The organism is Acinetobacter sp. TY1 (genome assembly GCF_048551395.1).
Lineage (GTDB): Bacteria > Pseudomonadota > Gammaproteobacteria > Pseudomonadales > Moraxellaceae > Acinetobacter.
Genome location: NZ_JBLYZK010000021.1, coordinates 18100 through 43196 on the forward strand (window position 1 = coordinate 18100; position 25097 = coordinate 43196).

24 protein-coding genes are annotated in these 25097 nt (G+C 38.5%); 10 read left to right on the top strand and 14 right to left on the bottom strand.

Annotation, left to right across the window (positions count from 1 at the left end; translation table 11 throughout):
* The first annotated feature begins 187 nt into the window (after positions 1-187).
* From leuC to leuB, 5 genes are all read left to right on the top strand, one after another.
* Positions 188-1651, top strand: a complete 1464-nt coding sequence (gene leuC, locus ACK2M2_RS11855; protein ID WP_419348692.1) for a 3-isopropylmalate dehydratase large subunit — start codon at positions 188-190, stop codon at positions 1649-1651.
* Positions 1652-1665: 14 nt separating this feature from the next.
* A complete protein-coding gene (locus ACK2M2_RS11860; RefSeq protein ID WP_409512350.1) occupies positions 1666-2133 on the top strand; it encodes a hypothetical protein in 468 nt (155 codons plus the stop codon).
* An 11-nt stretch (positions 2134-2144) separates the two neighbouring features.
* Positions 2145-2795, top strand: a complete 651-nt coding sequence (gene leuD, locus ACK2M2_RS11865) for a 3-isopropylmalate dehydratase small subunit (protein ID WP_419348695.1) — start codon at positions 2145-2147, stop codon at positions 2793-2795.
* 90 nt (positions 2796-2885) lie between these two features.
* A complete protein-coding gene (locus ACK2M2_RS11870) occupies positions 2886-3446 on the top strand; it encodes a hypothetical protein (protein WP_419348697.1) in 561 nt (186 codons plus the stop codon).
* A 45-nt stretch (positions 3447-3491) separates the two neighbouring features.
* Positions 3492-4571: a 3-isopropylmalate dehydrogenase gene (leuB, locus tag ACK2M2_RS11875; RefSeq protein ID WP_419348699.1), complete on the top strand. Its 1080-nt coding sequence runs from the start codon at positions 3492-3494 to the stop codon at positions 4569-4571.
* Positions 4572-4657: 86 nt separating this feature from the next.
* Here leuB and ACK2M2_RS11880 read toward each other — a convergent pair whose 3' ends face one another.
* On the bottom strand, positions 4658-5062 hold the full coding sequence (locus ACK2M2_RS11880) for a hypothetical protein (protein ID WP_419348702.1): 405 nt from the start codon (positions 5060-5062) through the stop codon (positions 4658-4660).
* A gap of 238 nt (positions 5063-5300) precedes the next feature.
* Here ACK2M2_RS11880 and ACK2M2_RS11885 point away from each other — a divergent pair, with 238 nt between their 5' ends.
* Entirely contained in the window at positions 5301-5663 is a 363-nt protein-coding gene (locus ACK2M2_RS11885) for a lysozyme inhibitor LprI family protein (protein ID WP_419348757.1), read from the top strand.
* A 106-nt stretch (positions 5664-5769) separates the two neighbouring features.
* Here ACK2M2_RS11885 and infA read toward each other — a convergent pair whose 3' ends face one another.
* Positions 5770-5991, bottom strand: a complete 222-nt coding sequence (gene infA, locus ACK2M2_RS11890; protein ID WP_001284370.1) for a translation initiation factor IF-1 — start codon at positions 5989-5991, stop codon at positions 5770-5772.
* Between the two features lie 228 nt (positions 5992-6219).
* Here infA and ACK2M2_RS11895 point away from each other — a divergent pair, with 228 nt between their 5' ends.
* The gene (locus tag ACK2M2_RS11895) at positions 6220-7227 is read left to right on the top strand and encodes an AraC family transcriptional regulator (protein ID WP_419348705.1); all 1008 of its coding nucleotides are present in this window, start codon (positions 6220-6222) and stop codon (positions 7225-7227) included.
* A gap of 157 nt (positions 7228-7384) precedes the next feature.
* On the opposite strand, the gene truA is transcribed toward ACK2M2_RS11895, so the two are convergent.
* From truA to asd, 5 genes are all read right to left on the bottom strand, one after another.
* The gene (gene truA, locus ACK2M2_RS11900; protein ID WP_409512344.1) at positions 7385-8182 is read right to left on the bottom strand and encodes a tRNA pseudouridine(38-40) synthase TruA; all 798 of its coding nucleotides are present in this window, start codon (positions 8180-8182) and stop codon (positions 7385-7387) included.
* 21 nt (positions 8183-8203) lie between these two features.
* Positions 8204-9181 carry an asparaginase domain-containing protein gene (locus tag ACK2M2_RS11905; RefSeq protein WP_419348760.1) on the bottom strand — a complete coding sequence of 326 codons (978 nt, stop codon included), beginning with the start codon at positions 9179-9181 and terminating at the stop codon, positions 8204-8206.
* A gap of 61 nt (positions 9182-9242) precedes the next feature.
* Positions 9243-10649, bottom strand: coding sequence for a hypothetical protein (locus ACK2M2_RS11910; protein ID WP_419348709.1), 1407 nt, complete (start codon positions 10647-10649; stop codon positions 9243-9245).
* Between the two features lie 135 nt (positions 10650-10784).
* Positions 10785-12212 (bottom strand): hypothetical protein, encoded by a 1428-nt coding sequence (locus ACK2M2_RS11915; RefSeq protein WP_419348712.1) that lies wholly within the window; start codon positions 12210-12212, stop codon positions 10785-10787.
* Positions 12213-12360: 148 nt separating this feature from the next.
* Positions 12361-13479, bottom strand: a complete 1119-nt coding sequence (asd, locus tag ACK2M2_RS11920; RefSeq protein WP_419348715.1) for an aspartate-semialdehyde dehydrogenase — start codon at positions 13477-13479, stop codon at positions 12361-12363.
* Positions 13480-13668: 189 nt separating this feature from the next.
* On the opposite strand from asd, the gene ACK2M2_RS11925 reads away from it, so the two are divergent.
* Positions 13669-14778: an endonuclease/exonuclease/phosphatase family protein gene (locus tag ACK2M2_RS11925; RefSeq protein ID WP_419348718.1), complete on the top strand. Its 1110-nt coding sequence runs from the start codon at positions 13669-13671 to the stop codon at positions 14776-14778.
* 512 nt (positions 14779-15290) lie between these two features.
* On the opposite strand, the gene ACK2M2_RS11930 is transcribed toward ACK2M2_RS11925, so the two are convergent.
* Both ACK2M2_RS11930 and ACK2M2_RS11935 read right to left on the bottom strand, forming a co-directional pair.
* Positions 15291-16397, bottom strand: a complete 1107-nt coding sequence (locus ACK2M2_RS11930) for a glycosyltransferase family 4 protein (protein ID WP_419348721.1) — start codon at positions 16395-16397, stop codon at positions 15291-15293.
* A gap of 51 nt (positions 16398-16448) precedes the next feature.
* Positions 16449-17384, bottom strand: a complete 936-nt coding sequence (locus ACK2M2_RS11935) for a lauroyl acyltransferase (RefSeq protein ID WP_419348762.1) — start codon at positions 17382-17384, stop codon at positions 16449-16451.
* A 193-nt stretch (positions 17385-17577) separates the two neighbouring features.
* Between ACK2M2_RS11935 and ACK2M2_RS11940 the strand changes: the two genes are divergently transcribed.
* The gene (locus tag ACK2M2_RS11940) at positions 17578-18558 is read left to right on the top strand and encodes an acyltransferase family protein (RefSeq protein WP_419348723.1); all 981 of its coding nucleotides are present in this window, start codon (positions 17578-17580) and stop codon (positions 18556-18558) included.
* 93 nt (positions 18559-18651) lie between these two features.
* Here ACK2M2_RS11940 and ACK2M2_RS11945 read toward each other — a convergent pair whose 3' ends face one another.
* Positions 18652-18876: a hypothetical protein gene (locus ACK2M2_RS11945; protein ID WP_419348726.1), complete on the bottom strand. Its 225-nt coding sequence runs from the start codon at positions 18874-18876 to the stop codon at positions 18652-18654.
* 728 nt (positions 18877-19604) lie between these two features.
* On the bottom strand, positions 19605-21515 hold the full coding sequence (locus ACK2M2_RS11950) for an ATP-binding cassette domain-containing protein (protein ID WP_419348729.1): 1911 nt from the start codon (positions 21513-21515) through the stop codon (positions 19605-19607).
* A 35-nt stretch (positions 21516-21550) separates the two neighbouring features.
* Between ACK2M2_RS11950 and ACK2M2_RS11955 the strand changes: the two genes are divergently transcribed.
* Entirely contained in the window at positions 21551-21796 is a 246-nt protein-coding gene (locus ACK2M2_RS11955; protein ID WP_409512334.1) for a SlyX family protein, read from the top strand.
* A gap of 138 nt (positions 21797-21934) precedes the next feature.
* Here the strand turns inward: ACK2M2_RS11955 and ybeY are convergent, their stop codons facing one another.
* The 3 genes from ybeY to miaB are packed head-to-tail and all read right to left on the bottom strand — an operon-like array spanning position 21935 to position 25010.
* Positions 21935-22420: an rRNA maturation RNase YbeY gene (gene ybeY / locus ACK2M2_RS11960; protein ID WP_409512333.1), complete on the bottom strand. Its 486-nt coding sequence runs from the start codon at positions 22418-22420 to the stop codon at positions 21935-21937.
* A 15-nt stretch (positions 22421-22435) separates the two neighbouring features.
* The gene (locus ACK2M2_RS11965; RefSeq protein WP_419348732.1) at positions 22436-23521 is read right to left on the bottom strand and encodes a PhoH family protein; all 1086 of its coding nucleotides are present in this window, start codon (positions 23519-23521) and stop codon (positions 22436-22438) included.
* Positions 23522-23558: 37 nt separating this feature from the next.
* Positions 23559-25010 carry a tRNA (N6-isopentenyl adenosine(37)-C2)-methylthiotransferase MiaB gene (miaB, locus tag ACK2M2_RS11970; RefSeq protein ID WP_419348735.1) on the bottom strand — a complete coding sequence of 484 codons (1452 nt, stop codon included), beginning with the start codon at positions 25008-25010 and terminating at the stop codon, positions 23559-23561.
* Between the last annotated feature and the right edge of the window lie 87 nt (positions 25011-25097).

The window sequence follows — 25097 nt, forward strand, 5'->3', positions numbered from 1 at the left end:
AGTAAAAAAGAATTTTTGATTGATAGTGATTGGTTTTGTAAATGCATTTTTTTAACTCTTCATTTATGATACTTAATAATTCCAAAAAGTTTTTAAATTAATAAAAATGATAAATTAGATTTATGTAAAAACGAGGCTATAATCAGTTTAATGAAAGAATTTACCCAGTCCAGTGGAGCATTTCGACATGGCAGGCGAAAACCAACAAGCAAAAAATCAAATACCAAAAACGCAAGTTCCAAAGACGTTGTATGACAAATTATGGGATGACCATCTAGTAAAACAACGAGATGATGGCTCTGCATTACTTTATATCGATCGTCATTTATTGCATGAAGTGACTTCTCCACAAGCTTTTGAAGGTTTACAACTTGCCAATCGTCAACCGTGGCGCTTAAGTGCAAATGTAGCAACACCAGACCACAACGTTCCAACCTCTAAAAAAGAGCGTGAACAAGGTATTGCGGGTATTGAAGATGATACTTCACGTATCCAAGTACAAACTTTGGATGACAACTGTGAAACCTTTAATATTGTTGAATTTAAAATTAATGATATTCGTCAGGGTATTGCACACGTTGTTGGCCCTGAACAAGGTTTAACTTTACCAGGTATGACGGTTGTATGTGGCGATTCACATACTGCGACACATGGTGCATTTGGTTGTTTGGCACACGGTATTGGCACATCAGAAGTTGAACATGTATTGGCAACTCAATGCTTAGTTCAAAAGAAAATGAAGAATATGTTGGTTCGTGTTGACGGTAAGTTAGGTCAAGGCGTGACATCGAAAGACGTTGTATTGGCAATTATCGGAAAAATTGGCACGGCAGGCGGTACAGGTCATGCGATTGAATTTGGTGGTCAAGTATTCCGTGATATGTCAATTGAAGGTCGTATGACCGTATGTAATATGGCAATTGAAGGTGGTGCACGAGTTGGTATGGTCGCTGTCGATGACAAAACCATTGCCTATGTGAAAGATCGTCCTTATGCGCCAACAGGTACAGAGTGGGATGCCGCAGTTGGATATTGGAATACTTTGGTTTCTGATGAAGGCGCACATTTCGATACCGTTGTAGTATTACAAGGTGAAGAGATTGAACCCCAAGTATCTTGGGGAACTTCGCCTGAGATGGTGATTCCTGTAACTCAAGCGGTTCCGACTTTGGAACAAGCCAAAGATGACGTACAGCGCAATGATTGGACGCGTGCTTATAGCTATATGGGCTTAGAAGCAGGTCAAGCATTGGCTGATATTCAATTAGACCGTGTATTTATTGGTTCTTGTACGAACTCACGTATTGAAGATATCCGTGCTGCTGCGGAAGTTGCTCAAGGCAAAAAAGTGGCATCTACCATTAAACAAGCGATGGTGGTTCCGGGTTCTGGTTTAGTGAAAGCGCAAGCGGAAGCGGAAGGTTTAGACAAAATCTTAATCGAAGCAGGTTTTGAATGGCGTGAGCCAGGTTGTTCAATGTGTTTGGCAATGAACGCTGACAAATTACAACCGGGTGAGCATTGTGCATCGACATCAAACCGTAACTTTGAGGGCCGTCAGGGGAATGGTGGTCGTACGCATTTGGTGAGTCCTGCAATGGCGGCTGCGGCAGCAATCGCAGGTCACTTTGTTGATGTGAGAATCTTTTGAATAGACTACTCAATATGAAAATAGGATTTTTGTGTATCGCTTTATTGAGTTGTTCTACATGGGTAAATGCGAGTACATATTGTAATCCACGTTTTCAGTTTTGTGTTGATTACCCATCATCATTGAAAACTCAATATCCAGAATCTATTAATGGCGATGGACGAATTTTCAAATTGGTAGGTAGTAAAGCAGATATTCGGGCGTATGGAACACATGCGCCAGGCGTATTCTATGACTCAGATCAGCAATATTTAGCATCTTTAAAATCAGAGTATTCTAAAGAGAATTCCATTACTTATCAAAGAAAGAAGCAGAACAGTTATACCATCAGTGGATATACTTCTTCGGGTAACATTTTTTATGATCATATTGTCGTAAAAAATAGAGAGGCTATAGTCGTCCACTTTGATTATCCTGTATCAGAGAAAGATAAAATGAATGAGATGATTAAACAAATGTCATCTTCTCTGAGATTTAAATAACGAGATTGACCATGAAAAAATATACCGTTGAACAAGGTATCGTTGCACCATTAGACCGTGCCAATGTCGATACAGACTTGATCATTCCAAAACAGTTTTTGAAATCAATCAAACGTACAGGTTTTGGAGAAAATTTATTTGATGAATTACGTTATTTAGATGAAGGCTTTTTAGGGCAAGACAACTCAAAACGTCCTAAAAACCCAGATTTCGTATTGAATCAACCGCGTTATCAAGGTGCGACGATTCTTGTTACACGTGCAAACTTCGGTTGTGGTTCAAGCCGTGAGCATGCGCCGTGGGCATTGGAAGAATATGGGTTTCGTACTGTAATCGCGCCAAGTTATGCAGACATTTTCTTCAATAACAGCTTTAAAAATGGCATGTTGCCTGTAATTTTGTCTGAAGAAATTGTCGATCAGTTAATTAAAGAATGTAATGCCAATGAAGGTTATCAGTTAACAATTGATCTTGAAGCGCAAGAAGTCCGTACTACAAATGGCGAAAGCTTCAAATTTGAAGTCGACCCATTTCGTAAGCATTGTTTGTTAAATGGTTTTGATGACATTGGTTTAACTTTACAAGTGTCAGATGACATTAAAGCCTATGAGGCGAAAACCAAGCAATCACGTCCTTGGGTCTTTACTGAAATCAAAGGTTAATTTTACATGGCTTGAATGCCGAACTCTTGCTAACATGACGTGCATAAGAAATCAATGTATGCACTCATTGAGTGAGGTTGGGCAGAAACAATGACCAAAAATTTAGCTTATAGTCTTTTGATGGTATTTGGCAGTAGTGTGCTAGGTGCGTGTCAAATGTTTGACGCTGTTAAAGGACACCCTGACAGTAAAAGTGATGTAAATCAGAATACTGTGCAGATTTACTGTAGTGGTGCTGAAAGCTGTCAGTTTGGTCGTTTGGATGATTTGATTGTTGTGAATGAAAAAACACAACGAATTAATTCAGATGCTGTAAAACGTGGCTGGGTGAAATATACGGAAAGTACAGAGTTAAACAAGCAACTTTATTTGTACGTTCCAGCGAAGCAACATGAGTTAGTCATTCGCTTTTACCCAATATCACAGCAACATGCTGAAGTATTCCATGTGATCCATCGGTTTAAAGCCAATCAAAAATATACATTCAAAATGTACCGTGACCGTAAACAAAATAGCGGTAGTTTATTGAATGTGTCTGCGCCACCACCATTGTGCGTAGATTTGTTGCAAAACACTCGGGTTATTCGCCGTTTCTGTCGTCCTTATAATGTGGTGACGGGAGTGAGTGAATACATTGAACAAAAAATTTAAACTTCTTCAGTAAATTTGATACTGAAACCTCAAATGGAAACACTCATGTCAAAACAAATTTTAATTTTAGCGGGCGATGGAATTGGCCCTGAAATTGTTAAAGCAGCAGAACAAGTTTTAACGACTGTAAATGATAAATTCAACCTTGGATTGACATGGGAACAAGGTTTACTTGGTGGTGCGGCAATTGATGCACATGGCGAACCGTATCCTGCAGTAACTGCAGAACAGGCGAAAAAAGCCGATGCAATTTTATTGGGTGCAGTGGGTGGTCCAAAGTGGGATGCTATTGAACGTTCAATTCGTCCTGAACGTGGTTTATTGAAAATTCGTAGTGAATTGAATTTATTTGCAAACTTACGTCCTGCGATTCTGTATCCACAACTTGCCGATGCATCAAGCTTAAAACCTGAAATTGTTGCAGGTTTAGATATTCTGATTGTTCGTGAATTGACAGGTGGAATCTATTTTGGTCAACCTCGTGGTATCCGTGAATTAGAAAACGGTGAAAAACAGGGCTTTAACACTGACGTTTATTCAGAATCTGAAATCAAACGTATTGCAAAAGTTGCCTTTGATATGGCGAACTTACGTGGTGGTAAAGTGTGTTCAGTCGACAAAGCCAATGTCCTTGAAGTGACTGAGCTTTGGAAACAAACTGTGACGGCAATGAAAGAAGCAGAATATCCTGAAATCAATCTTTCACACATGTATGTTGATAATGCTGCAATGCAATTGGTGCGTGCGCCTAAACAGTTTGATGTGATCGTTACAGGTAACTTGTTCGGTGATATTTTATCTGATGAGGCAGCAATGTTAACGGGTTCAATTGGTATGTTGCCATCTGCATCTTTAGATGAAAATGGTAAAGGGATGTATGAGCCATGTCATGGTTCAGCACCAGACATCGCAGGTCAAAACATTGCCAATCCATTAGCAACGATTCTTTCTGTTGCCATGATGCTTCGTTACACATTCCGTGAAGAAGCTGCTGCAAAAGCGATTGAAGATGCAGTAGGTAGCGTTTTAGATCAAGGTTTACGTACAGGCGATATCATGTCAGAAGGGATGAAAAAAGTCGGTACAATTGAAATGGGTCAAGCAGTTGTTGCAGCATTGAACTAAGTTCACCTAAAGCTTCAATTGAATAAAAAAACACAGCTTTGGCTGTGTTTTTTTATGGCGATATTTTGATATTTCGAATGCTTAAATCAACATGCTTTACCATAATAATCAATTGACTGAGCGATATTGTTCTTCAAATTGAAAATCACTTTGCAGTTGAAATTGATATCATACGTTGGTGAGCTTGAAGGATCATTGCGAATTACGGGAACGCCTGCTGCATTAACACCGACAGTTGGAGTGACAGTAATGGGAATGTTCACGGGACGAAGAATAATATAAGTCAGCGTTGAGTCTGTCAGTTGGGGTGTGGGGTTTGCTTGATATCCTAGAGATTTAAAATCAATTTGCTGTTGAATTTTTTGGCTATCTTGACCAATGAAGCTGTTGAGATATTTGTCCAATTGCATGTAATTTGTAGGCTGAGAAGTTTGGCAAGCCGTTAAAACAGCCATACTACATAGCGAGGCTATTGATATTTTCCAATTCATACACCACCACCTTTTTCTAGAGCAAGTGAATACACAATAAACAACATAATAGAATATAAACTCTGCTTAAAATATAAATGTGATGAAAATTCTGATTATTGGTTATATTCAGTGATTTTTAAAAAATTGATCCTGATGTAGCGGGGTTACATCAAAGTACAGCAAATAAAAAAAGTGAGAATGAATGATGGAAACATTAATAAAAATGAACGCTCCCGTTCAGCGTCTAGGTCAGTCAATGTTACTCGGTGTATTCATGTTGATGGGTTCAAACATGGCATTTGCCGATAACTGCGAAAATGCACGGAATGCTTATGATGACATTTACTGTACAAATAAGATTTTTGCGAGTGCTGATGCAGAGCTGAATAAAAACTATAAATTATTACAAGGGAAATTAAATACATCACAAAAAAGTATTTTAAAAAAATCTCAATTGGCTTGGATTCGAGAGCGTGATGCGCAATGTTCAGATAACGAGGAACGTAGAGTATTTGTAAATTGTAATTTAGAGCAAACTCAAGAACGTAATGCGTGGTTAATAGAGCGCATTCGCGAGTGTAATACTGTGGGATGTAAGACCAATGTACTGCGCAACTAATACTTTAATTGATTTTATACAGGCGTAGAAAATCTAACGCTTAAATAGGCGCTAGGCGTAAATGAAAAAAGCCACTCTAATAAAGTGGCTTTTCGCTTGCTAAGACTTAGCGTGCACGATAAGTAATACGACCTTTTGTTAAGTCGTATGGTGTCATTTCGACTTTAACACTATCGCCAGTTAAAATACGAATATAATGTTTACGCATTTTACCTGAAATGTGGGCGATTACTTCGTGACCGTTTTCTAAACGTACACGGAACATAGTATTAGGAAGCGTTTCGGTGACAACGCCTTCGAACTCGATAAGTTCCTCTTTATTGGCCATAGCCTACCTGATGATCAAATTGGAAAGGGGCAAATTATAGGCAATTTTTTTGAAAAAAACAAGACAAATGGAGGTTTACAGGTGCCAGATGCATCCTAATTAATCGAACTGATCATGAAACAATTTCTACAAAAAAATACCAATAACTGTTGTCAGTTTGGTCAATCGACTGTAATCTAAAAATCTCTGATTTAAGTATAATGAATAAGATACAAGGAAGGGGACTGCGTGAGTCAGCTAACGGATGCTTCGGTTGTTTTACGATTAGGCTATCAAGCAATCCGACGTGCGGGATTGCCAACAGAAGAAATTTTAACAAAAGCGGGTGTCGCTCTGAATCAAGTCGACCAAAATGCACGAACGCCCTTAAATGCACAATATGCATTTTGGGTAGCCGCTGAAGAAGTCAGTAAAAACCCAGACATTGGTTTATATCTTGGTGAGCATCTGCCTTTGTATAGAGGGCAGGTGATTGAGCACTTATTTATTTCAAGTGAAAACTTCGGTGAAGGGCTAAAAAGGGCACTTGCCTATCAGCGTCTGATTAGTGATGCTTTTCATGCTACGCTCGTACAGGAAGACGGTCGTTGTTATCTAACCAATGGTGTACGACCTTGGGCGGAAAATATTGTTAATCGGCATTTTTCTGAATGTGCGCTATCGGGTATTCTTCGATTTTTTAAATTTATTACTGAAGGTCGTTTTGAGCCGATCTATATCGATTTTAACTTTACTGAAGGTGCAGCAGATGAAGAATATCTTCGAGTCTATGAATGCCCCGTGAGTTTAGGGCAGAAAGAAACCCGTTTGTATTTCGATCCTTCCATTTTGGATTATCCGCTGTGGCAAGCCGAACCTGAACTTCTGCAATTGCATGAACAACTTGCGATTGAGAAATTACAAGAATTGGCACGTTATGATTTGGTCGGTGAAGTGCGCCGTGCGATTGGTTCAACTTTAGAAAGTGGCGAGACGACACTTGAAACCGTTGCTGCACAGCTCAGTATTACGCCACGTCGTTTACGGACTCAGTTGTCTGAGGCAAACACAAGTTTTCAGCAGATTTTGTCGGATTATCGTTGTCGTCTTGCAAAAAAACTCTTAGCGAATACGAGTGAAAGTGTTGAACGCATTGTATATTTAACTGGTTTCTCTGAGCCGAGTACGTTTTACCGAGCATTTAAGCGGTGGACGAATGAAACGCCTGTGGAGTATAGAAAGCGTAAACAGCGTTAATATTTCTAATTGTGATACTCAAAAAAGCTTCGAATTGTAATATTCGGAGCTTTTTTATTGGGCTATTGTTTGAGAAAAATAAATGAATGAACAATTCGGTAGATTTAATAAACCATTGGGAATAATTTTCCCATTAAGCATTTAAAATATACTGAAGTTACTCAGGCATATTCAACCAATGTGGTCCTAAAGGCTGTTGAGGTAGTTCAAATTGCTCAGGATAATGTGCTTGAATAAAATATAGACCATCGGGTGGAGCAGTAATACCTGCCGCTTTACGATCTTCTGCTGCAAAAATTTCATCAATATGATCAACATCATATAGACCTTGCCCCACTTCTAATAAACAGCCCATGATATTACGCACCATGTGATGTAAGAAGCCATCTGCCTGAATATCTAACACTAGATAGTTGCCATGACGAATCAATCGACAATGGCTGACATGACGTACAGGTTGATTGGATTGACAGGCTGCTGCACGGAAACTTTCAAAGTTATGCGTACCTTCAAACTTTTGCGCAGCTACAATCATTTTATCAACATCGAGCGGATAATAGGCATGGGTCACTTGCTTATAGAGTAGTGCAGGGCGACTTGGTGACTGATAAACCACATAACGATAACGACGAGATTTGGCTTTGAAACGGGCATGAAAATCCATATCCATTTCTTTAATCCATTGAATCGAAATATCTTTAGGAAGTTGGCTATTTGCTCCCATCAACCAACCCTTTAGTGGGCGAATAGCATTGGTATCAAAGTGAGCGACCATATTGGTAGCATGTACGCCTGCATCGGTACGACCCGCACCATGTAAAATGATTGGTTCATCGGCAATGGTACTAAGTACTTTTTCTAAGGTTTCTTGAATGCTACGCACGCCCGCCTGTTGAGTTTGCCAACCTTTAAACCGCATACCACAAAACTCAATTCCAATTGCAAAGCGTTGCATAAAAACCTCTATTCAGGATGATCATTGCCAATGGTCATGCCATTGTTCCGAAGTGGGGTATTGTAAATAAATTTTCAGAATTTTGGCATAAAGATCGGCTTGAGTATGTGAATTACTCAATAAAATGCCTGTTTCTTTAATCCACTGGCTAATTGCATAGCGTTGATCTATTCCGCCGTGTAGAACTTGTGTAGTGAGAATGGTTTGACAACCGAGTGTACGTAATTGCTGAAATAAATTTATAATTTCATCATTTACTGCTAGGTTTCCTGTACCGTAGGCTTGAATAATTAGGAAGTCAGGTACTTGATTGAGTAGTTGTTTTAAATTTTGGCTAAGTTGATCTTTTTCAATTGGTAACATCATCCAATTGATGATATTGAGCATGTTTGCTTTTTCGATATGCATCATTTCAACGTGTAAAGGCAATAAAGCTTTACTAGAGAAATCTTGGTACTCTTCCTGAATAGCTATGCCATTGAAGGCATTTAAGTCGGTTGTATGCACTTTAAAGGCTGTTTGTGCATAAAAAACTTGTTGATGGAAAGAAAGATAGACACCTGCTTTAATTTGAGTTATTGCTTCAAGTGATGTATTGAGATTATCTAAGGCATCCGTCTTTGAACGAAGAGCTGTTCCTTCAATATTTAAAAGTGGGAATTGGCTTCCTGTAAGAATAACGTGGCATGACTGTTGTAAAAACTGTGCCAAGACTGCTGATGCATAACTGAGTGTGTCTGTACCATGAATGATAATAAAGTGTTGGAAATTTTGCAGTTGTAAGGTTTGAATCTGCTGAATCAGTTGCAACCAATCTTGAGCCGTACAAGCACTACTGTCTTTAATCGAGGCGGCTTGAAAGCAGCTTACTATAGTTTGATATTTTGTGGGCAATAGCTGTTGTAGCTGCGGAATAAAGGTCGATTCAGGCATCGGGCTTAGTGGTTCACCAATACAACCAAAAGTTCCACCCATATAGATTAAGGCAATTTTATTCATATTCTTCATCAGCATAAAAAAAGCAGTCATAAATGACTGCTTTATCTTAAATCGATTTTTTTTAAGAAGCTATGCGACTCAGTAAATTTTCTGACTGTTCACGTTGTGCAGGGGTGTAATCTTGAGTGCCATTCAATAATTGACGTGCTGAGTCATAGACACCGAGTTCAATATACTTTTCTGCCAAATCCAAATTGAGTTGAGCATCATCGATAGATAATAGCTCAGGGAATGATTGTACGAGTGGATCATTACTTGCTTGTGCTGTAGGAATTGATTCAGGTACAAGCTCAGCTCTTTGAGTATCAAAAACTGGTATAGTTGCAACGATTTCTTCTGTTGGTTCGGATAATACAGGCTCAGTAACACTTGGTTCAAAATCAAGGCTTAGGCTTGGTTCTGTTGTTGATACTTCTTGCGGAACTTCTTTTGCAATGTCAAAGTTAAAATCTAGGCTACTGTCAATTTGCGGAGCTATATTTTCTGTTGAAGCAGGCTTTACAGCATCGTGCGTAATTGGCTCAGGCAAATCAAGTTGAAACTCAGGAGAACTGTCCGTTGGATCAATAACGGTTGCCGCTTTTTCAATGACAGGGGATTCTTCGGTTTTTGGTGCCAGATCAAAACTAAATTCTAAAGGTTGAATATCAGATGTTACTGCTTTTGCGACAGGTTCAACAGGCGCTTCAGTCACACTTGGGGTATCTGAATTTAAGCTGAAATTAAAATCTAGAGGTTTAATCTCTGCTTGATTTTCTTGTACTTGAGGTTCTTTGAGCTCTTGTGAAAAATCAAGCGTTGGAACGGAAGTTTGTTGTACAGATGCTGATTTTTCAGTATCGAGCTCTGACTGTAATAGATCAAAACTATTACTTGGTGATGCCGTTGTTGTATTTGGACTGACTAACGCATCAAAAGCAGCAGCAGATTGTGTATTTTGCGTTACTGGCTCAGCTTTACTTGCTGGAAGATCAAAATCAATACCATCTGATGAAGATTCTTTAACTTGCTCTTCATAAGCTTTTTGTTTAGCGTTAGCTTGTGCTGAAATATCTTCTAAGCCGAGTGAGCGAATATGATTTAGCAACTGATCAATAGCTAGATCATCTTTATGTGCTTGATGAACATCAAGTAAATATAAATACAACTCATGTTGTGAGTTATCTTGATTCAATGCTTGATTGATTTTTGCTTCAGCAGAAAAATAGTTTTTTTCTTGAATTAAGCGTTCAATATTTTTTTTGAAGTCGGCTTTTAATGGTGTTGTCTGTTTTTGAATAACAACGGCATCTTCGACGACTTTGGATTGAGTCTGCCGAGTTTGTGTTGAGCGTGTAGTATTTTTTTTGGTCGACTTTCTACTACTTGCTTTATTCGATTTTTCAGCTTGTTCCTTATTTGCCGATTCGCGCTTTTTCAGCACGATGAGTACTAAAAGTAGTACTACAAAAGGAATCACATACAACATATTTTAACCCCTTCATTGAGATCAATGAACTTTATTCATGAAACTAACATCATCACTATTCATCATTTTTATCGCATTTTCTGCCAAGAAAAAACCAAACAATAGATGTGTAAGTCTATTTAAAATATTAATAAATTACTGTGCAGACTTTTTACTACGATTCTGTTGCTGCAATTGTTGCTGTAGTTGCGCAAGCCTTGCATTCAGCAATTGAATTCTTTGATCTTTTTGCTGTAAAGCTAGTGCTAACTCAGATACATTCTTCTGTAATTTAACCGTTTTTTCTCGGGATGTCATAACTTTTGTAGACAATTCCGCATTTGTTTGATTTTGCTGATGATCTTTTTTCGATTTCCCATGTGTAGCATCAAGGCTGTTATCAGCAACAAGGCTCATTTCATCTTGTCCTAAACGATATTTAGCTTTACCCGACTGTTTCTGTGTTGTTGGTGGAATAATCGCTTTTTGTTTGCTTGTATTTTTTGTCGCTGTTTGGGCGCTATTTGATAGATTTAATGCAACACCACGACGAATACGATTGATATCACCTTGAATAAATGCATGTTCATTATTGGCTTTGATCTGACGCATCACCTCAGGCACGCTTTGATTGCTTTGTGATGCAATACGAGATGCGATTCTCCATAATGACTCATTGGCTTGAACAATATGCTTGTCTGCAGTATTGGTCTTATTTGATGCTGTTTGCTGACTTGATTGCTTATTGGTCGTTGTAGTTTTTGCTTTTTCTTCTACCTGAGGATTTTTCTTTTGAGTCGCTTGATTTTGCTCAGGAGTAGGTAAGACTTGTTCAACAGCCACTTTTGTTTCAGGCTGAACTGTAGCTTGAGGTGTTGATATTATTGTTGGTGTCACTTGAGGATTAAACACAGTTGCATTTGATTTTTCAGAATTTATAACAGCTGTTGAATTCATTAAAGGAGGCGCAGATTTTTGAGTGACCAATGGCGTAATGTGTGACGGCGTAATACTAATGGCAACAGGCGTACTTAATTGAGCAGAAGTATTACTTTGTACAGATGTTGAAACAGATGTAGATGCAGTATTGAGTGCCTGATATTGTGAGCTACTTGGTAAATTCAATTGAATATCTTTTTCGCTGACAATTATCTGAGGAATCAGTGCTTTTTCAGTTCCTGAGGAAATAGGTTCTGCTACAGGACGACTACGCTTTAGTGCTGTTTTAACCTGTTGAATATGGGTTGCTGAGCCTTCTTTAATTTTAAGCAAAATATTCAGTTCAGAGTCGACCACAGGACGTGATGAGGTAATTACAATGACACCACTGCCATCACCGGTACGTCTAGTGAAAAAGTTTAAATGTCCAGGCGGTTGGTGTGCAACGCCAATAGTCATCAGGTCATTTGCTTCAGCAAGCCCAACTTCAATACGCGCATTTGGGTCAGAATGACGGAATTTCATTTCCGCATACAATAAATCCCCAGAACCCGATTGAACCTGAATGGGATCAATGGTAATCGCAAAAGTCTGCGATGAAATAATGGCTAAAATGGCGATTTTTAATTTGTTATATACAGTCATCTCTATCCATTGCTCAGATGAAGTTCGGATCAGCAAAAGTATACAATACCTAGCTGTTATGGAAATGTAAAATATTTACCATCTAGTTACATAAAAAAAGCCGATCTAATGTGATCGGCTTTTCGTTTCGTATCAGATACAAAAAGATTTAAGCATTTTTATAGTCAATTAAGATACGAAGCATACGACGAAGTGGCTCTGCTGCACCCCAAAGAAGTTGGTCACCTACAGTGAATGCACCCAGATATTCTTTACCCATGTTCAACTTACGTAAACGACCAACTGGAACAGATAAAGTACCCGTTACTGCAACAGGTGTTAAATCTGTCATAGACGCATCACGTGTATTTGGTACAACTTTCGCCCACGGGTTGGCATTGCGTAATATATCTTCGATTTCGTTCAATGGTACATCTTTCTTCAGCTTTAATGTTAATGCTTGAGAATGACAACGCATTGCACCAATACGCACACAGTGACCATCAATTGGAATGATTTGTGATGTTGCTAAGATCTTGTTGGTTTCAACTTGACCTTTCCATTCTTCTTTCGACTGACCGCTTTCAAGCTGTTTGTCGATATAAGGAATGAGTGAACCTGCTAAAGGCACGCCAAAGTTTGCAGAAGGGAAACCTTCGCCACGTTGCAGTGCTGCAATTTTAGAATCGATATCTAAAATGGGTGATTTAGGATCATCTAAAAGGTCTTTGGTGTTGTTATACAAATAACCCATACCGTTGATCAATTCACGCATATTCTGCGCACCTGCGCCTGAAGCAGCTTGATATGTCATCGAGGTTGCCCATTCCACTAAATTATTTTGGAATAGACCACCAAGGCCCATCAACATCAACGAAACTGTACAGTTACCGCCAACAAATGTTTTAGTGCCATTCACCAAACCATCTTTAATGACATTCATGTTGACTGGGTCAAGCACGATGATTGCTTCATCATCCATCCGTAAGGTAGATGCAGCATCAATCCAATAGCCATTCCAACCTTCAGCTTTTAGCTTTGGAAAAACCTCAGAAGTATAATCGCCACCTTGGCAGGTAATAATGACATCCATTTGCTTCAGACTGGTAATGTCTGTCGCTTCCATAAGTGCTGGAGCAGATTTACCACCAAATGCAGGGGCTTCACCACCTGCATTACTGGTAGAAAAATAAAATGGCTCGAAGTGAGCAAAATCATTTTCTTCAACCATACGTTGCATCAGGACAGAACCAACCATCCCGCGCCAACCGACCAGACCTACTTTCATGTCATTGTGCCTCGGTGCGTTAATAAAAAAATTAAAGGGGTTTCGAGTGTATCAAAAGTGCGCTTAACTGCAAGCGCAACACAATGAAAACAGCAACTATATTGTGCAATATATCTTGTTTATGTTACATGGAAAATTGATATAAATTTATGAATCAATAAAAAAATGAGAATATGAGGATGACAACAAATGATCGGAATTGAAATTCTCGCAGGTATTGTCATTTGGCTGAGTTTTTGGTCACTTATTCCGAGAGATGAGTGGTGGTTTCGAGGTGCAGATTTTCCACGCTTACAGATATTAGCAGTCGGTTTTTTTACTTTGATTGTTCTAATTTTTTGGCAAGCACCTTGGGATTTAATCCGAGAAATAGTTTTACTGGGACTTATAGCGGCTTTGGCTTACCAATTGAAAATGGTATTGCCTTATACGTTTGTTTGGAAGAAGCAAGTTGCTCAAGTACGTCCTGAACAATTAGATGTAAATCGACAAATTTCAATGATTGTATCGAATGTCTTAACACCTAATACCCAATATCATTTACTCATTGAACAAATTACAAAGCACAAACCTGATTTAGTTTTAACTCTTGAAACTGATCAGATTTGGCAAAATGCCTTATCGACCATTGAATCAGATTATCCTTACCGTGTACCTATACCTTTAGATAATTTGTACGGTATGCATTTGTACAGCAAATTAAAACTAATAGATATCGATGTGAAATTTATTCTCAGTGATGAAATACCCTCTATTCACTGTACTGTGATTTTGCCATCAGGTCAGCCTGTCAGTTTATATTGCTTACATCCAAAACCACCAAGTCCAACGGAAGCCAAAGATTCGACTTTACGTGATGCTGAGTTACTTATTGTGGGAGATCAAATCAAAGACCGTGATGAAAGCTGTATTGTTATGGGAGATTTAAATGATGTTGCTTGGTCGCGAACAACACGACTGTTTCAGCGTATTAGTGGTCTGCTTGATCCTCGAGTTGGGCGTAAATATGTCAATACTTTTCATGCCAATTATTGGTTTTTAAGGTGGTCACTCGATCATGTTTTTCACAGTAATGATTTTGCTTTAGTTAAAATGGAGCGATTACCTTTTATTGGTTCAGATCATTTTCCAATTCATGTGATTTTACAAACAGGAAAAGTATTTGAGAAAATTCAGGAAGAATTAGAACAAACCGATGCTGATGAACAAGAAGCACAGCAAGCAATTCAGGAAGGTATTGAAAAGGCTGAAAAAGAAGAAAAAATGGTCACAGATGAAATTGCAAAAGATTATAAATGAATTGGTTGTTGTAAAAATTGTTAGACAGAAATAACGTGAAAATTTTGAATTTTGTACGCATATGCTTACATCGATTTCAGTCCATAGCGGATAGTGTAAGGACATCTATCAGCTTAATCTATATTCATCGGCAAGGGAGACGGGAATGGAAAGTCCCATATGGAAGATGACGCTGAATGTAGATATCATGGATATGATGACGGTATGGATATCGTAAAATAACAATAAGATTTGAAAGCACAACCTCATAGAACCCGAGTTTTGCAGGATGCAGAACTCGGGTTTTGCTTTATAGATTTTCTGATATAGATACTCTGATCATAAAAGAAGAGATGAGCAAAAAGTAGGCATAAAAATGGTGACGAATCACCATTTTAAATCACGCTTTTCATTATATTTTAGTGCTTATTTACTTGAAATACGCCATATGATATTTCCAACATCATCGGCAATTAAAAGCGTACCTAATTTATATTTGAATAGATATTAAAATTTGTATCGAAAAATAGAAATCAGTTACCTTGAGCCACACGTTTATACAGTTGAATGGTCTGATCACACATATCTTTCAAGCTAAATTGGGTAACAGGAGCAACGTATTGAGGGTTATCAATATGCAATTGTACTGCTTCAAATAGAGCGGTTTGATCGTCAACCTCAATTAAACCTTGCGGATAGAGACGAGATAAAATTTCTGCAACGCCACCACGTTTCCAACCCACAACAGGTGTACCGACAGAAAGAGCTTCGAGTGCTGTACGGCCAAAGGTTTCTGCTTGATTAGAAAGTGATAACACTAGATCACTCATCGCAAGCCATTCACGAATATCTGAACGATGACCGACAAAGGTAATTTGATCTCGAAGTCCTTTACTTTGAATGGTATTTTCAAGCCCATCTAAATATGCAGCTTTTTTAGGATCAGCACCACCGACGACAACCGCATGAAGTTGTGGATATTGCTGATGTAGTTTTTCAACCAATGCGATCAGTGTTTCGTGTCCTTTGAGACGTGTAATTCGTCCCGGTAAGCAAATTAAAAATTTATTTTCCAATTGAGGAAAATCGATAAAAGTCTGATGGAACCATTGTGCGGGTGGTTGATAGCCATGTGGAAATGCTTGAGGGTCAATGCCTCGAAAGATGCGTACAATATCTTCAGGTGGGCAATTTTTATAATGATCGGTAATGTATTTGACCACACTATCTGAAACAGCAATGACTTTTTCAGCTTGAGTCATAATTTGACTATAACGATTAATCGAATAAAAACCATGTACGGTACTAATGAGATGTGGGCGCTTCTCAACAGGAATGCCCTTTAATGCAAAATGTGTGAGCCATGCAGGTACACGAGAGCGCACATGCACCACATCAGGTTGATATTGAAGAATCAGTTTTCGTAATGGACGAATTTGCCACAAGCTCGAAAGAGCTTTTTTATGAATAGGTAGGGTTAAATGCGTTGTTCCTTCTTGTTCAAGTGCAGGAACTAAGCGTCCACCATTTGAAACGACAATAGATTCATGACCATCGGCAATGAGCGCACGAGCAATTTCAAGTGTTCCACGTTCCACACCGCCACTGTTCAATTCAGGTAGAAGTTGCATTACTTTCATGGCTTTTCCTTTACAGGTGTTGGCTTGGATGGTTGTTCATTGGATCGATTGTTAATAAATTTTGTCATAGCTGTCAGGTCGTGTTTTAAAACGACGGTGAAACCACATATATTGGGTTGGGGCAATGCGAAGTTGATTTTCAATAATTTTATTGACTCGAGTTGCATCATCTAACTCATCTTCACTCGGTAAAGGCTCAACAATGGGCTCAAGGATGACTTTGTATTGTGGATTTTTAATATCGCCATAACGATAAAAATATAGTGGAATGGCAACAGCTTGAGACATTTTTAACAAACGACGATGCGCCGTGACAGTTGCAGCAGGCGTACCAAAAAAAGGTGCCATAACCCCTTGTTTTAGACCAAAATCTTGATCAGGGCTATACCAAATAGCATTACCATCTTTAAGATTACGAATTAAACCACGCATATTGTCATGGTCAATTTGATTTTTATAAATTGTGCTACGGCAACGGTAAATCAGCATGTCTAATAATGGATTGTTTTGTGGGCGATATACCACATCAAGCTCAAAAAATTGAGTACATAGATAACCACCTGCATCGAGCAAAGTACTATGTGTACCTAAAAGTAGCACACCTTTACCTTCGACCTGTGCTTTATGCAGATGCTCTAAACCTTCAACAGTGACTCGATTTTTAAACCATTTAGGCGAGTACCACGCATTTAAGGTTTCAAAAATCCCGATCATCATATCGATAAAAACGAGACGTGCATTTTTTTGCACTTCTTCAGGTGGCCATTCGGGAAAACATACTTCCAAATTTCGAATGGTAGTTTTACGACGTGATTTTAGTCTGTCATAGGCAAAACTGCCCAATGCTTTTGCTAAACGATGCTGAATTGCCCAAGGTAATATTGCAAGCATCATCAAACATAAAATCGCCACCCAAATACCCCAATAGCGAGGATGAAGGAACGCCCAATAAAATTGCCCAGGTTGGTAGTTGTGCTTTTTACTCATTGCATCAAAATGATTAAATAGGGGAAAACATGTTGAGTGTAGCATGATCCTTTTTTAAAGCTGAAAATACTACGTGTTGTATTTTTTTAAGTGATATTTTTCAGGCGGTTTTAGATGTGTGATGAATGATTTATTCCGCTTATAATTTCATAAACAACGCTGTAATATCCAAATATTGAATAGAAGCCAACGTATGAGAGATCACTATTTAGATACAACTAAAGCCGTTCTGATCTTTTTAGTGGTCTTTGGGCATTTTTTAGAATGTATGATTGGGTGGGGCAATCCGATTGATCATGTCTTATTGGGCACGATTTATTTTGTTCATATGCCAGCGTTTATTTTTATTTCAGGTTTATTTTATAAAGATAATAAATGGTTTAAAAATATCATTTTTTTTATAGCCTTATATATTCCATTTCAACTGCTTTTTCCATTATTCGATGCACTTTGGTCAGGTAAATTTCAGCTTAATTGGCATATTTTTGAACGACCATATTGGGTTTTATGGTATTTGCAAGGCATGATTGTATGGACGGTTTTGGCACATTTTTTAATGAAGCTTAAACATTTTGCTGTACCGATATCGATTATTTTATGCTTATTGGTTGGATTAAGCCCTTGGAACAACTACCAATATTCGGTAGGAAGGATTTTCACATTTTTCCCATTTTTTATGATCGGAGTGATGTATGGAAAGACGCTTATTCATAAAATCCAACAGTTTCATAAAGTATGGATTCTGGGTTTCATCATTTTATTGATGATTGCAAGTCTAGTATATTTTGCGCAGGTTAAATCCTCTTGGCTATATGGTAGTTATAGCTATGCACAATTGAAAGTCAGTGCCGTAGATGGAACTTTGATTCGTAGTTTTTATATGTTGATATCTACATTAGGAGTGTTTGCTATTTTTGCCCTAAGCAAAACATTGGGCTCACGTTGGGTCAAATTAGGGAAAAATACTTTGCCTGTATATTTGTTGCATGGTTTTGTCGTGATTCTGATTGCCCGTTATCTGAAACTCAATTTGAATATTTATGCTGAAATTGGTATCTGCATGGTCTTGTCTATATTGACGTGTTGGCTGTTGCAACAATCATTTTTTGATAATTTACTGAGAAAAATGTCTTTGTGGTTAACCAAACCGACCGAAAAATTAGATATTAAATAAGATATTAAAGCACTAAATATAAAAATAAAACGCCGCCACAGAAATCTGGAGTAACTGTGGCGAAGCGTATTGTGAAAGCAAAATATCTAGACATTATTTTTTAGCTAAGGTTTTTTCCTCTGAACTTTTTGCGGCAACTGATGTATGTTTCATGTTTTTGTGACCTTCGTGTTTGTGTATTGCTGACTCATGCTGTTTGGTCATTTGTACACTCGATGTTTTTTCAGTGGCATGTTGTGTTGGAGTTGAAGCCATTGCAGAGCCTGCGAAAATAGCGGTAGTAAATGCAATTAATAAACCAGATGTTAATTTTTTCATGATCTTTGCTCTTCATTTTTCGAAATCCGAACTGGATTCGATAAATACATATTCTAATATTTGTGTGAAAGTATCATGGAGTCAATGTAGAAAAATATTATCAGATTGCGAATAAAATCAGGTAAATATGAGGACTATAGTAATGTGGTTGTTTTTTTAAGTTCATTTTAATGTAATGCTTGATAATAGTTGCACTTTTATTCAGATTGTTCTTTTCAGTGTGCCAGTTTTATTAAAGTATATTCAATGAAAAAAGCCATCAAGCAACCAATCAATCATGCATAATATTGCACCGTCAATTGTATGATGATTGATGTCATAAACGGTAACGATCAAGAAGCTAAACAAGCAATACACGTATATTCTGAAGCTTTAAAGATTACACAATTTGATGTGGTCATAAAAATACTCGATACTAAAAATAAATATTCTAAATTGGTATAGTACATATGAAGAAAGCTAGCCTTAGACATTACAAACCAAATAGCAATACCCACTGTTGAGCCAATAAAATTACTAGAAACTTGGCTGAAATTTAACTTTTTATTTTGGTTAAATTAAATGTTAAAAAATGCAGTGAAAGATGCCCGAAGAAAATTTTTTATCTTTTTTTTTCTAATTTTTGAGGCTATTCATATTGAATGTATTGTGACTATTTTTATATTCATAAAATGGAAAATGCTCGAAAGCATTTTCCATTCAAATAGCAGGGTTTAAATAACGAAAAATTAACCTTTGGTCATTTCTTCCAATTCTTCCCAGCGTTCCATTTTTTCAAGCAATTGCTCATCAATTTCAGCCAAACGTGCAGACAGCTTCATGGCTTTATCATTGTCAGATACAAACAAAGAACCATCGGCTAGTTGTGCATTAATTTTAGCTTGCTCTTTTTCAAGCGCTTCCATTTCAGCAGGAAGTTGTTCTAAAGCACGTTGATCTTTATAACTCAACTTTACTTTTTTCGCAGGGGCTTCAACAGGAGTTGTAGCAGCTTCAGCTTTAGCAATGGCTTTTTTTACAGCAGATTTTTGATCAACTGTAGTTTGGTCAGGGCGCTGTTCTAAATAGTCTTGGTAACCACCAATGTACTCGTCAATATGGCCTTTACCATCAAAGACCCAAGTCGATGTTACGACATTGTCCATGAAAGCACGGTCATGTGAGATGAGGAGTAATGTACCTTTATAACCGCCCAACATTTCTTCAAGTAACTCTAAAGTCACCATATCTAAGTCATTGGTCGGTTCATCCATCACAATTAAGTTTGATGGTTTAAGCAATAATTTAGCCAATAAAATACGGTTACGTTCACCACCCGACAATGCTTTTACAGGTGTACGAGCACGCTCAGGTGAGAACAAGAAATCTTGCAAATAACTGTAAATATGGCGACGGCCACCATTTACATCAACAAAATCTGAACCTTCAGAGACGTTATCTTTTACTGATTTTTCAAGATCAAGTGCATTACGCAATTGGTCAAAATACGCCACTTCAAGTTGTGTACCTGTTTTGACTGTACCAGTATGTTCTTGCTCACCTAGAATGGCTTTGATAAGGGTTGTTTTACCCACACCATTGTCACCCACCAAACCAATACGGTCGCCACGAAGTACCAATGCAGAGAAATCTTTGATAATCGGTGCATTGTCGCCAAAAGTCACACTCAAGTTATTAATTTCAAAGACTACTTTACCTGAACGATTGGCATCTTGGGTTGCCATGTTCACTTTACCTTGCTGTGAACGACGCGCTTTAGATTCTTCACGCAATGCTTTTAAATCACGTACACGACCTTCATTACGGGTACGACGTGCTTTAATGCCTTGTCGAATCCAAACTTCTTCTTCTGCAAGCTTTTTATCGAATAAAGCATTTTGCTTTTCTTCAGCTTCCATTTGCATAGCTTTGAGTTCTAAGTAACGTGAATAGTTACCTTCATAACTTCGTAAAGTTCCACGATCAAGCTCTACAATACGCGTTGCAATGCTGTCTACAAATGAACGGTCATGCGAAATGAAAAGTAAAGTTAAATTGTTTTGATCAAGTAAGAATTTTTCTAACCATTCGATACTTTCAACGTCCAAATGGTTGGTTGGTTCGTCAAGCAGTAATACGTCTGGTTGCGTCAAAAGTGCACGAGCAAGAAGTACACGACGTTTACGACCTCCCGATAAATCGGCAAGATCGGCATCAGGGTCTAAGCCCATTTTACTTAAAATAGAATTGACTTTGGTTTCAAGTGCCCAACCATCAAGCTGATCCATCTTATGCTGTAGCTCGCCCATACGATCACAAGCATCCATATCGCCAAGTACACAAGCATCACTCGCTTCATGGTATGCTCTAAGTACAGTTGCAGCTTCGCCTGCACCATCGGCAACGATGTCAGCCACCTTGCCCGAGTCCATTGGGACATCCTGTGCAAGCATGGAAATGGTGATGCCATTTTGTAGTGCAATTTCACCACGATCAGGCAATAAACTTCCCTCAATGAGTTTGAGTAAAGTAGACTTACCTTCACCGTTACGACCAATCAAACAAACTCGTTCGCCGCGTTCTAAATTGAAGCTCGCGCCGTCGAGCAGGGCTGGTCCACCAAATGCAAGTTGGACATCCCTTAACGTAATATAGGCCATACTGTTTCCTGAAAATTCCCCAATGAGGACTAAAAGTGACTAAAGATAAAAGTGTAGATAATCAGGCGTCATTTTCCGCACCCATAGAAGATTTGCAAGTCCGAATTGCATTTTTGGACGATTTAGTTGATCAACTGAATGATCAGGTTGCAAAACAAAATGCGGAAATTGCTGATTTAAAGAAACAAATGCAATTAATTTATCAACGGATTGAATCATCTGATTTGTCAGAAGGTATTGCGAGTTTTGATCCAAATTCAGATCGTCCACCGCATTACTAAGCTAACACACATGTGCATCGACATGATTCAGCATTGATGTAGATGATTACAGCGTAAAGTTGAAACTTCATCGCTTTCCTATGTACTCTGGCATGTGTTTAGCACAGGAAAAGCGATGAATAAATTTGATATTAAAAATCAATTTTCTTTTACAGTGTACGGATTTTCAAAGCCAAGTTTATTTAAAATCTCAATTTCTAATGCTTCCATTTCTTCAGCATCTTCTTCTGAGGTTTCGTGGTCATAGCCCATCAAATGCAATGTGCCATGTACGAGCATATGAGTGAAATGTTCAATGGGTGTTTTTTGCTGTTCAATAGCTTCTTGTAAAACGACAGGAATACAAATGACCAAATCACCAATTGGGAATGTGTCTAAAATCTGTGCCATTTCATCGGGTAGATCGCTTGGAAAAGACAGAACATTGGTCGGTTTGTCTTTTTGACGATATTCCAAATTGAGTTTGTGGCTTTCCGCATTATCGACACAGGCAATGCCCATTTCACAGTCGCTTTGTGTGCCAATAAAACGTAATGTCGTTTCTACAACTTTCTTGATACCACCACGTTTTAAGACCAATTCAGCGGCTTGAAAATCTTGTTGTAGCGATAGACTAAGTTTCAAAATGCATCCTTAAGTTTAATCTTGATGCTGCTGATCTGCTTTAGCATCATTGTCGGAGATTAAGGCGTCTTGACGTGCTTTACGTTCAGCACGTGCTTCAGCACTTAAACGATATTGTTCACTATCCCATCCTTCATAGGCTTCAACAATTTTTTGTACCAATTGATGACGCACAACATCACGAGAATGGAAGTGAGTAACATGAATTTCTTTAATCTTTTCAATTACACGTAGTGCATGTGCTAAGCCCGATTGTTGCCCACGTGGTAAATCGACTTGGGTAATGTCACCGGTAATAACTGCACGAGAACCAAAGCCTAAACGCGTCAGAAACATCTTCATTTGTTCAGGTGTTGTGTTTTGTGCTTCATCTAAAATAACAAAAGCATGATTGAGGGTACGACCACGCATATAGGCGAGCGGAGCTACTTCAATCACTTGGCGTTCAATCAGTTTTGCCACTTTCTCGAAACCGAGCATTTCATACAAGGCATCGTAAAGTGGGCGTAAATAGGGATCAATCTTTTGAGTTAAATCGCCGGGTAAGAAACCAAGTTTTTCACCAGCTTCAACCGCAGGACGGACTAAAAGAATACGTTGAATTTCATTGCGTTCAAGCATATCGACTGCCGCTGCAACTGCAAGATAGGTTTTCCCCGTACCTGCAGGGCCAACACCGAAAGAAATATCACTGTTTAAAATACGTTGCACGTAGCGCTTTTGGTTGGCACCACGTGGATTAATCCGACCTTTGCGTGTTTGTAACCAAACGTCATCTAAGCCTGAATGTGCATCATCATCAACAAGATCATCTTGCAATTCATGCTCAGTTTGACTGCCTTGAATCATTAAGTGAATGGTATCTGCACTGATCGGCTGTGAAAGTTCGGCTTCTGCATAGAGGCGTTGCAATAAGTTTTCAGCACGTTCTACAACTTCTAAATCACCATCAATAAAGAAGCTGTCACCACGGTTGGAAATATTGACCTGTAAACGTTGTTCGATTTGTTTCAAATGACCGTTATAAGCACCGAGCATGCTTTGTAAACGGTCAAGTGAAATACCCGGGAAAGCTACCGTACGTCGAATCGCTGTCGTCAAGAGATATCCTTTTTATAAAAAAGTTTATGCTCTTACATTACGTCACGTCAGGCTCAAGATTCAAGAGTTCACCGTAAACTAAATTTAAAGTTTTAATTTCAGTAATCTCAATTTCTGCAAAGCGTCCAATCCAAGAGGCATCACCGACAAAAGTAACTAAACGTGTATTATCTGCGGTACCAACCAAAAGATTAGGATCTTTATTGGATACATTTTCAATAAGGACACGTTGAACCGTACCGAGCATGGCATCTGTTTTTGCAATACTTGATTGTTTGATCCAATGTTGAACTTTTGCCAAACGCTCTTTTTTCACATCTTCAGGTGTGCTGTCAGGCAGCTCTGATGCAGGCGTACCTGGACGTTTTGAATAAATAAAGCTATAAGAATGGTCAAAGTCTAAATCTTGAATAAACTGATAGGTCTCTTCAAAGTGCGCATCGGTTTCACCTGGGAAACCAATAATAAAGTCTGAAGACAAATGCATATCTGGGCGGACTTTACGTAGTTTGGCAATTTTTTCGATATATACATCAATCGTGTGATTACGTTTCATGGCTTGTAATACATCATTTGAACCGCTTTGAACAGGCAAATGAAGGTGTGAAACCATTTGTGGTAAGTCACGGTAGCATTGAATTAATTCATCATTAAATTCAAGTGGATGTGATGTCGTATAACGTAGACGACCAATACCTGGAATTTCTGAAACAAGGCGAAGGAGGTCTGCGAAGGTGCAAATTTCACCTTCAAAGGTTTCACCGCGGTAGCCATTGACATTTTGACCGAGCAATGAAATTTCACGCACGCCTTTTTCAGCCAAAACCGCAATTTCTGCCAATACATCATCGAGTGGACGAGAAACTTCTTCACCGCGTGTATACGGTACAACACAGAAAGAGCAGTATTTTGAACAGCCTTCCATAATCGAAACAAAGGCCTTATAGCCTTCAACACGAGGCTCAGGCAAGAAGTCGAATTTTTCAATATCAGGGAATGAAATATCAACTAATTTGATTTTTTCTTTCTTTGGCTTTTCAACTTGATCAAAATGTTGATCTAGCATTTGCGGTAAACGGTGCAATGTTTGAGGACCAAAAACCATGTCGACATAGTTGGCACGTTTTTGAATGTTGTCACCTTCTTGTGAGGCAACACAACCACCAACACCTATGATCAGGTCAGGATTTTTTTCTTTCAGTTTGCGCCAGCGACCCAATTCAGAAAACACTTTTTCTTGCGCTTTTTCACGAATTGAACAGGTATTCATTAATAGAATATCGGCATCTTTAGGGTCTTTGGTCAGCACATAACCGTGCGAATCACCCAATAAATCTGCCATACGATGACTGTCATACTCATTCATCTGACACCCTTGAGTTTCGATATACAGTTTTTTGACTGAGCCATCGAGTGGGATGTGCTGTGGCTGGATAACAGTGTTTTCTGAGGCAGCTTGGGCGGTAGGGATGAAGGTTTCAACCGTCATGGAGGTATTTATCCTATAACTGTAATTAAATTTCAGAAAAATTAAACTTTAAAATAATCGGGTGTTTCGATGTGATATTTTCGTGAA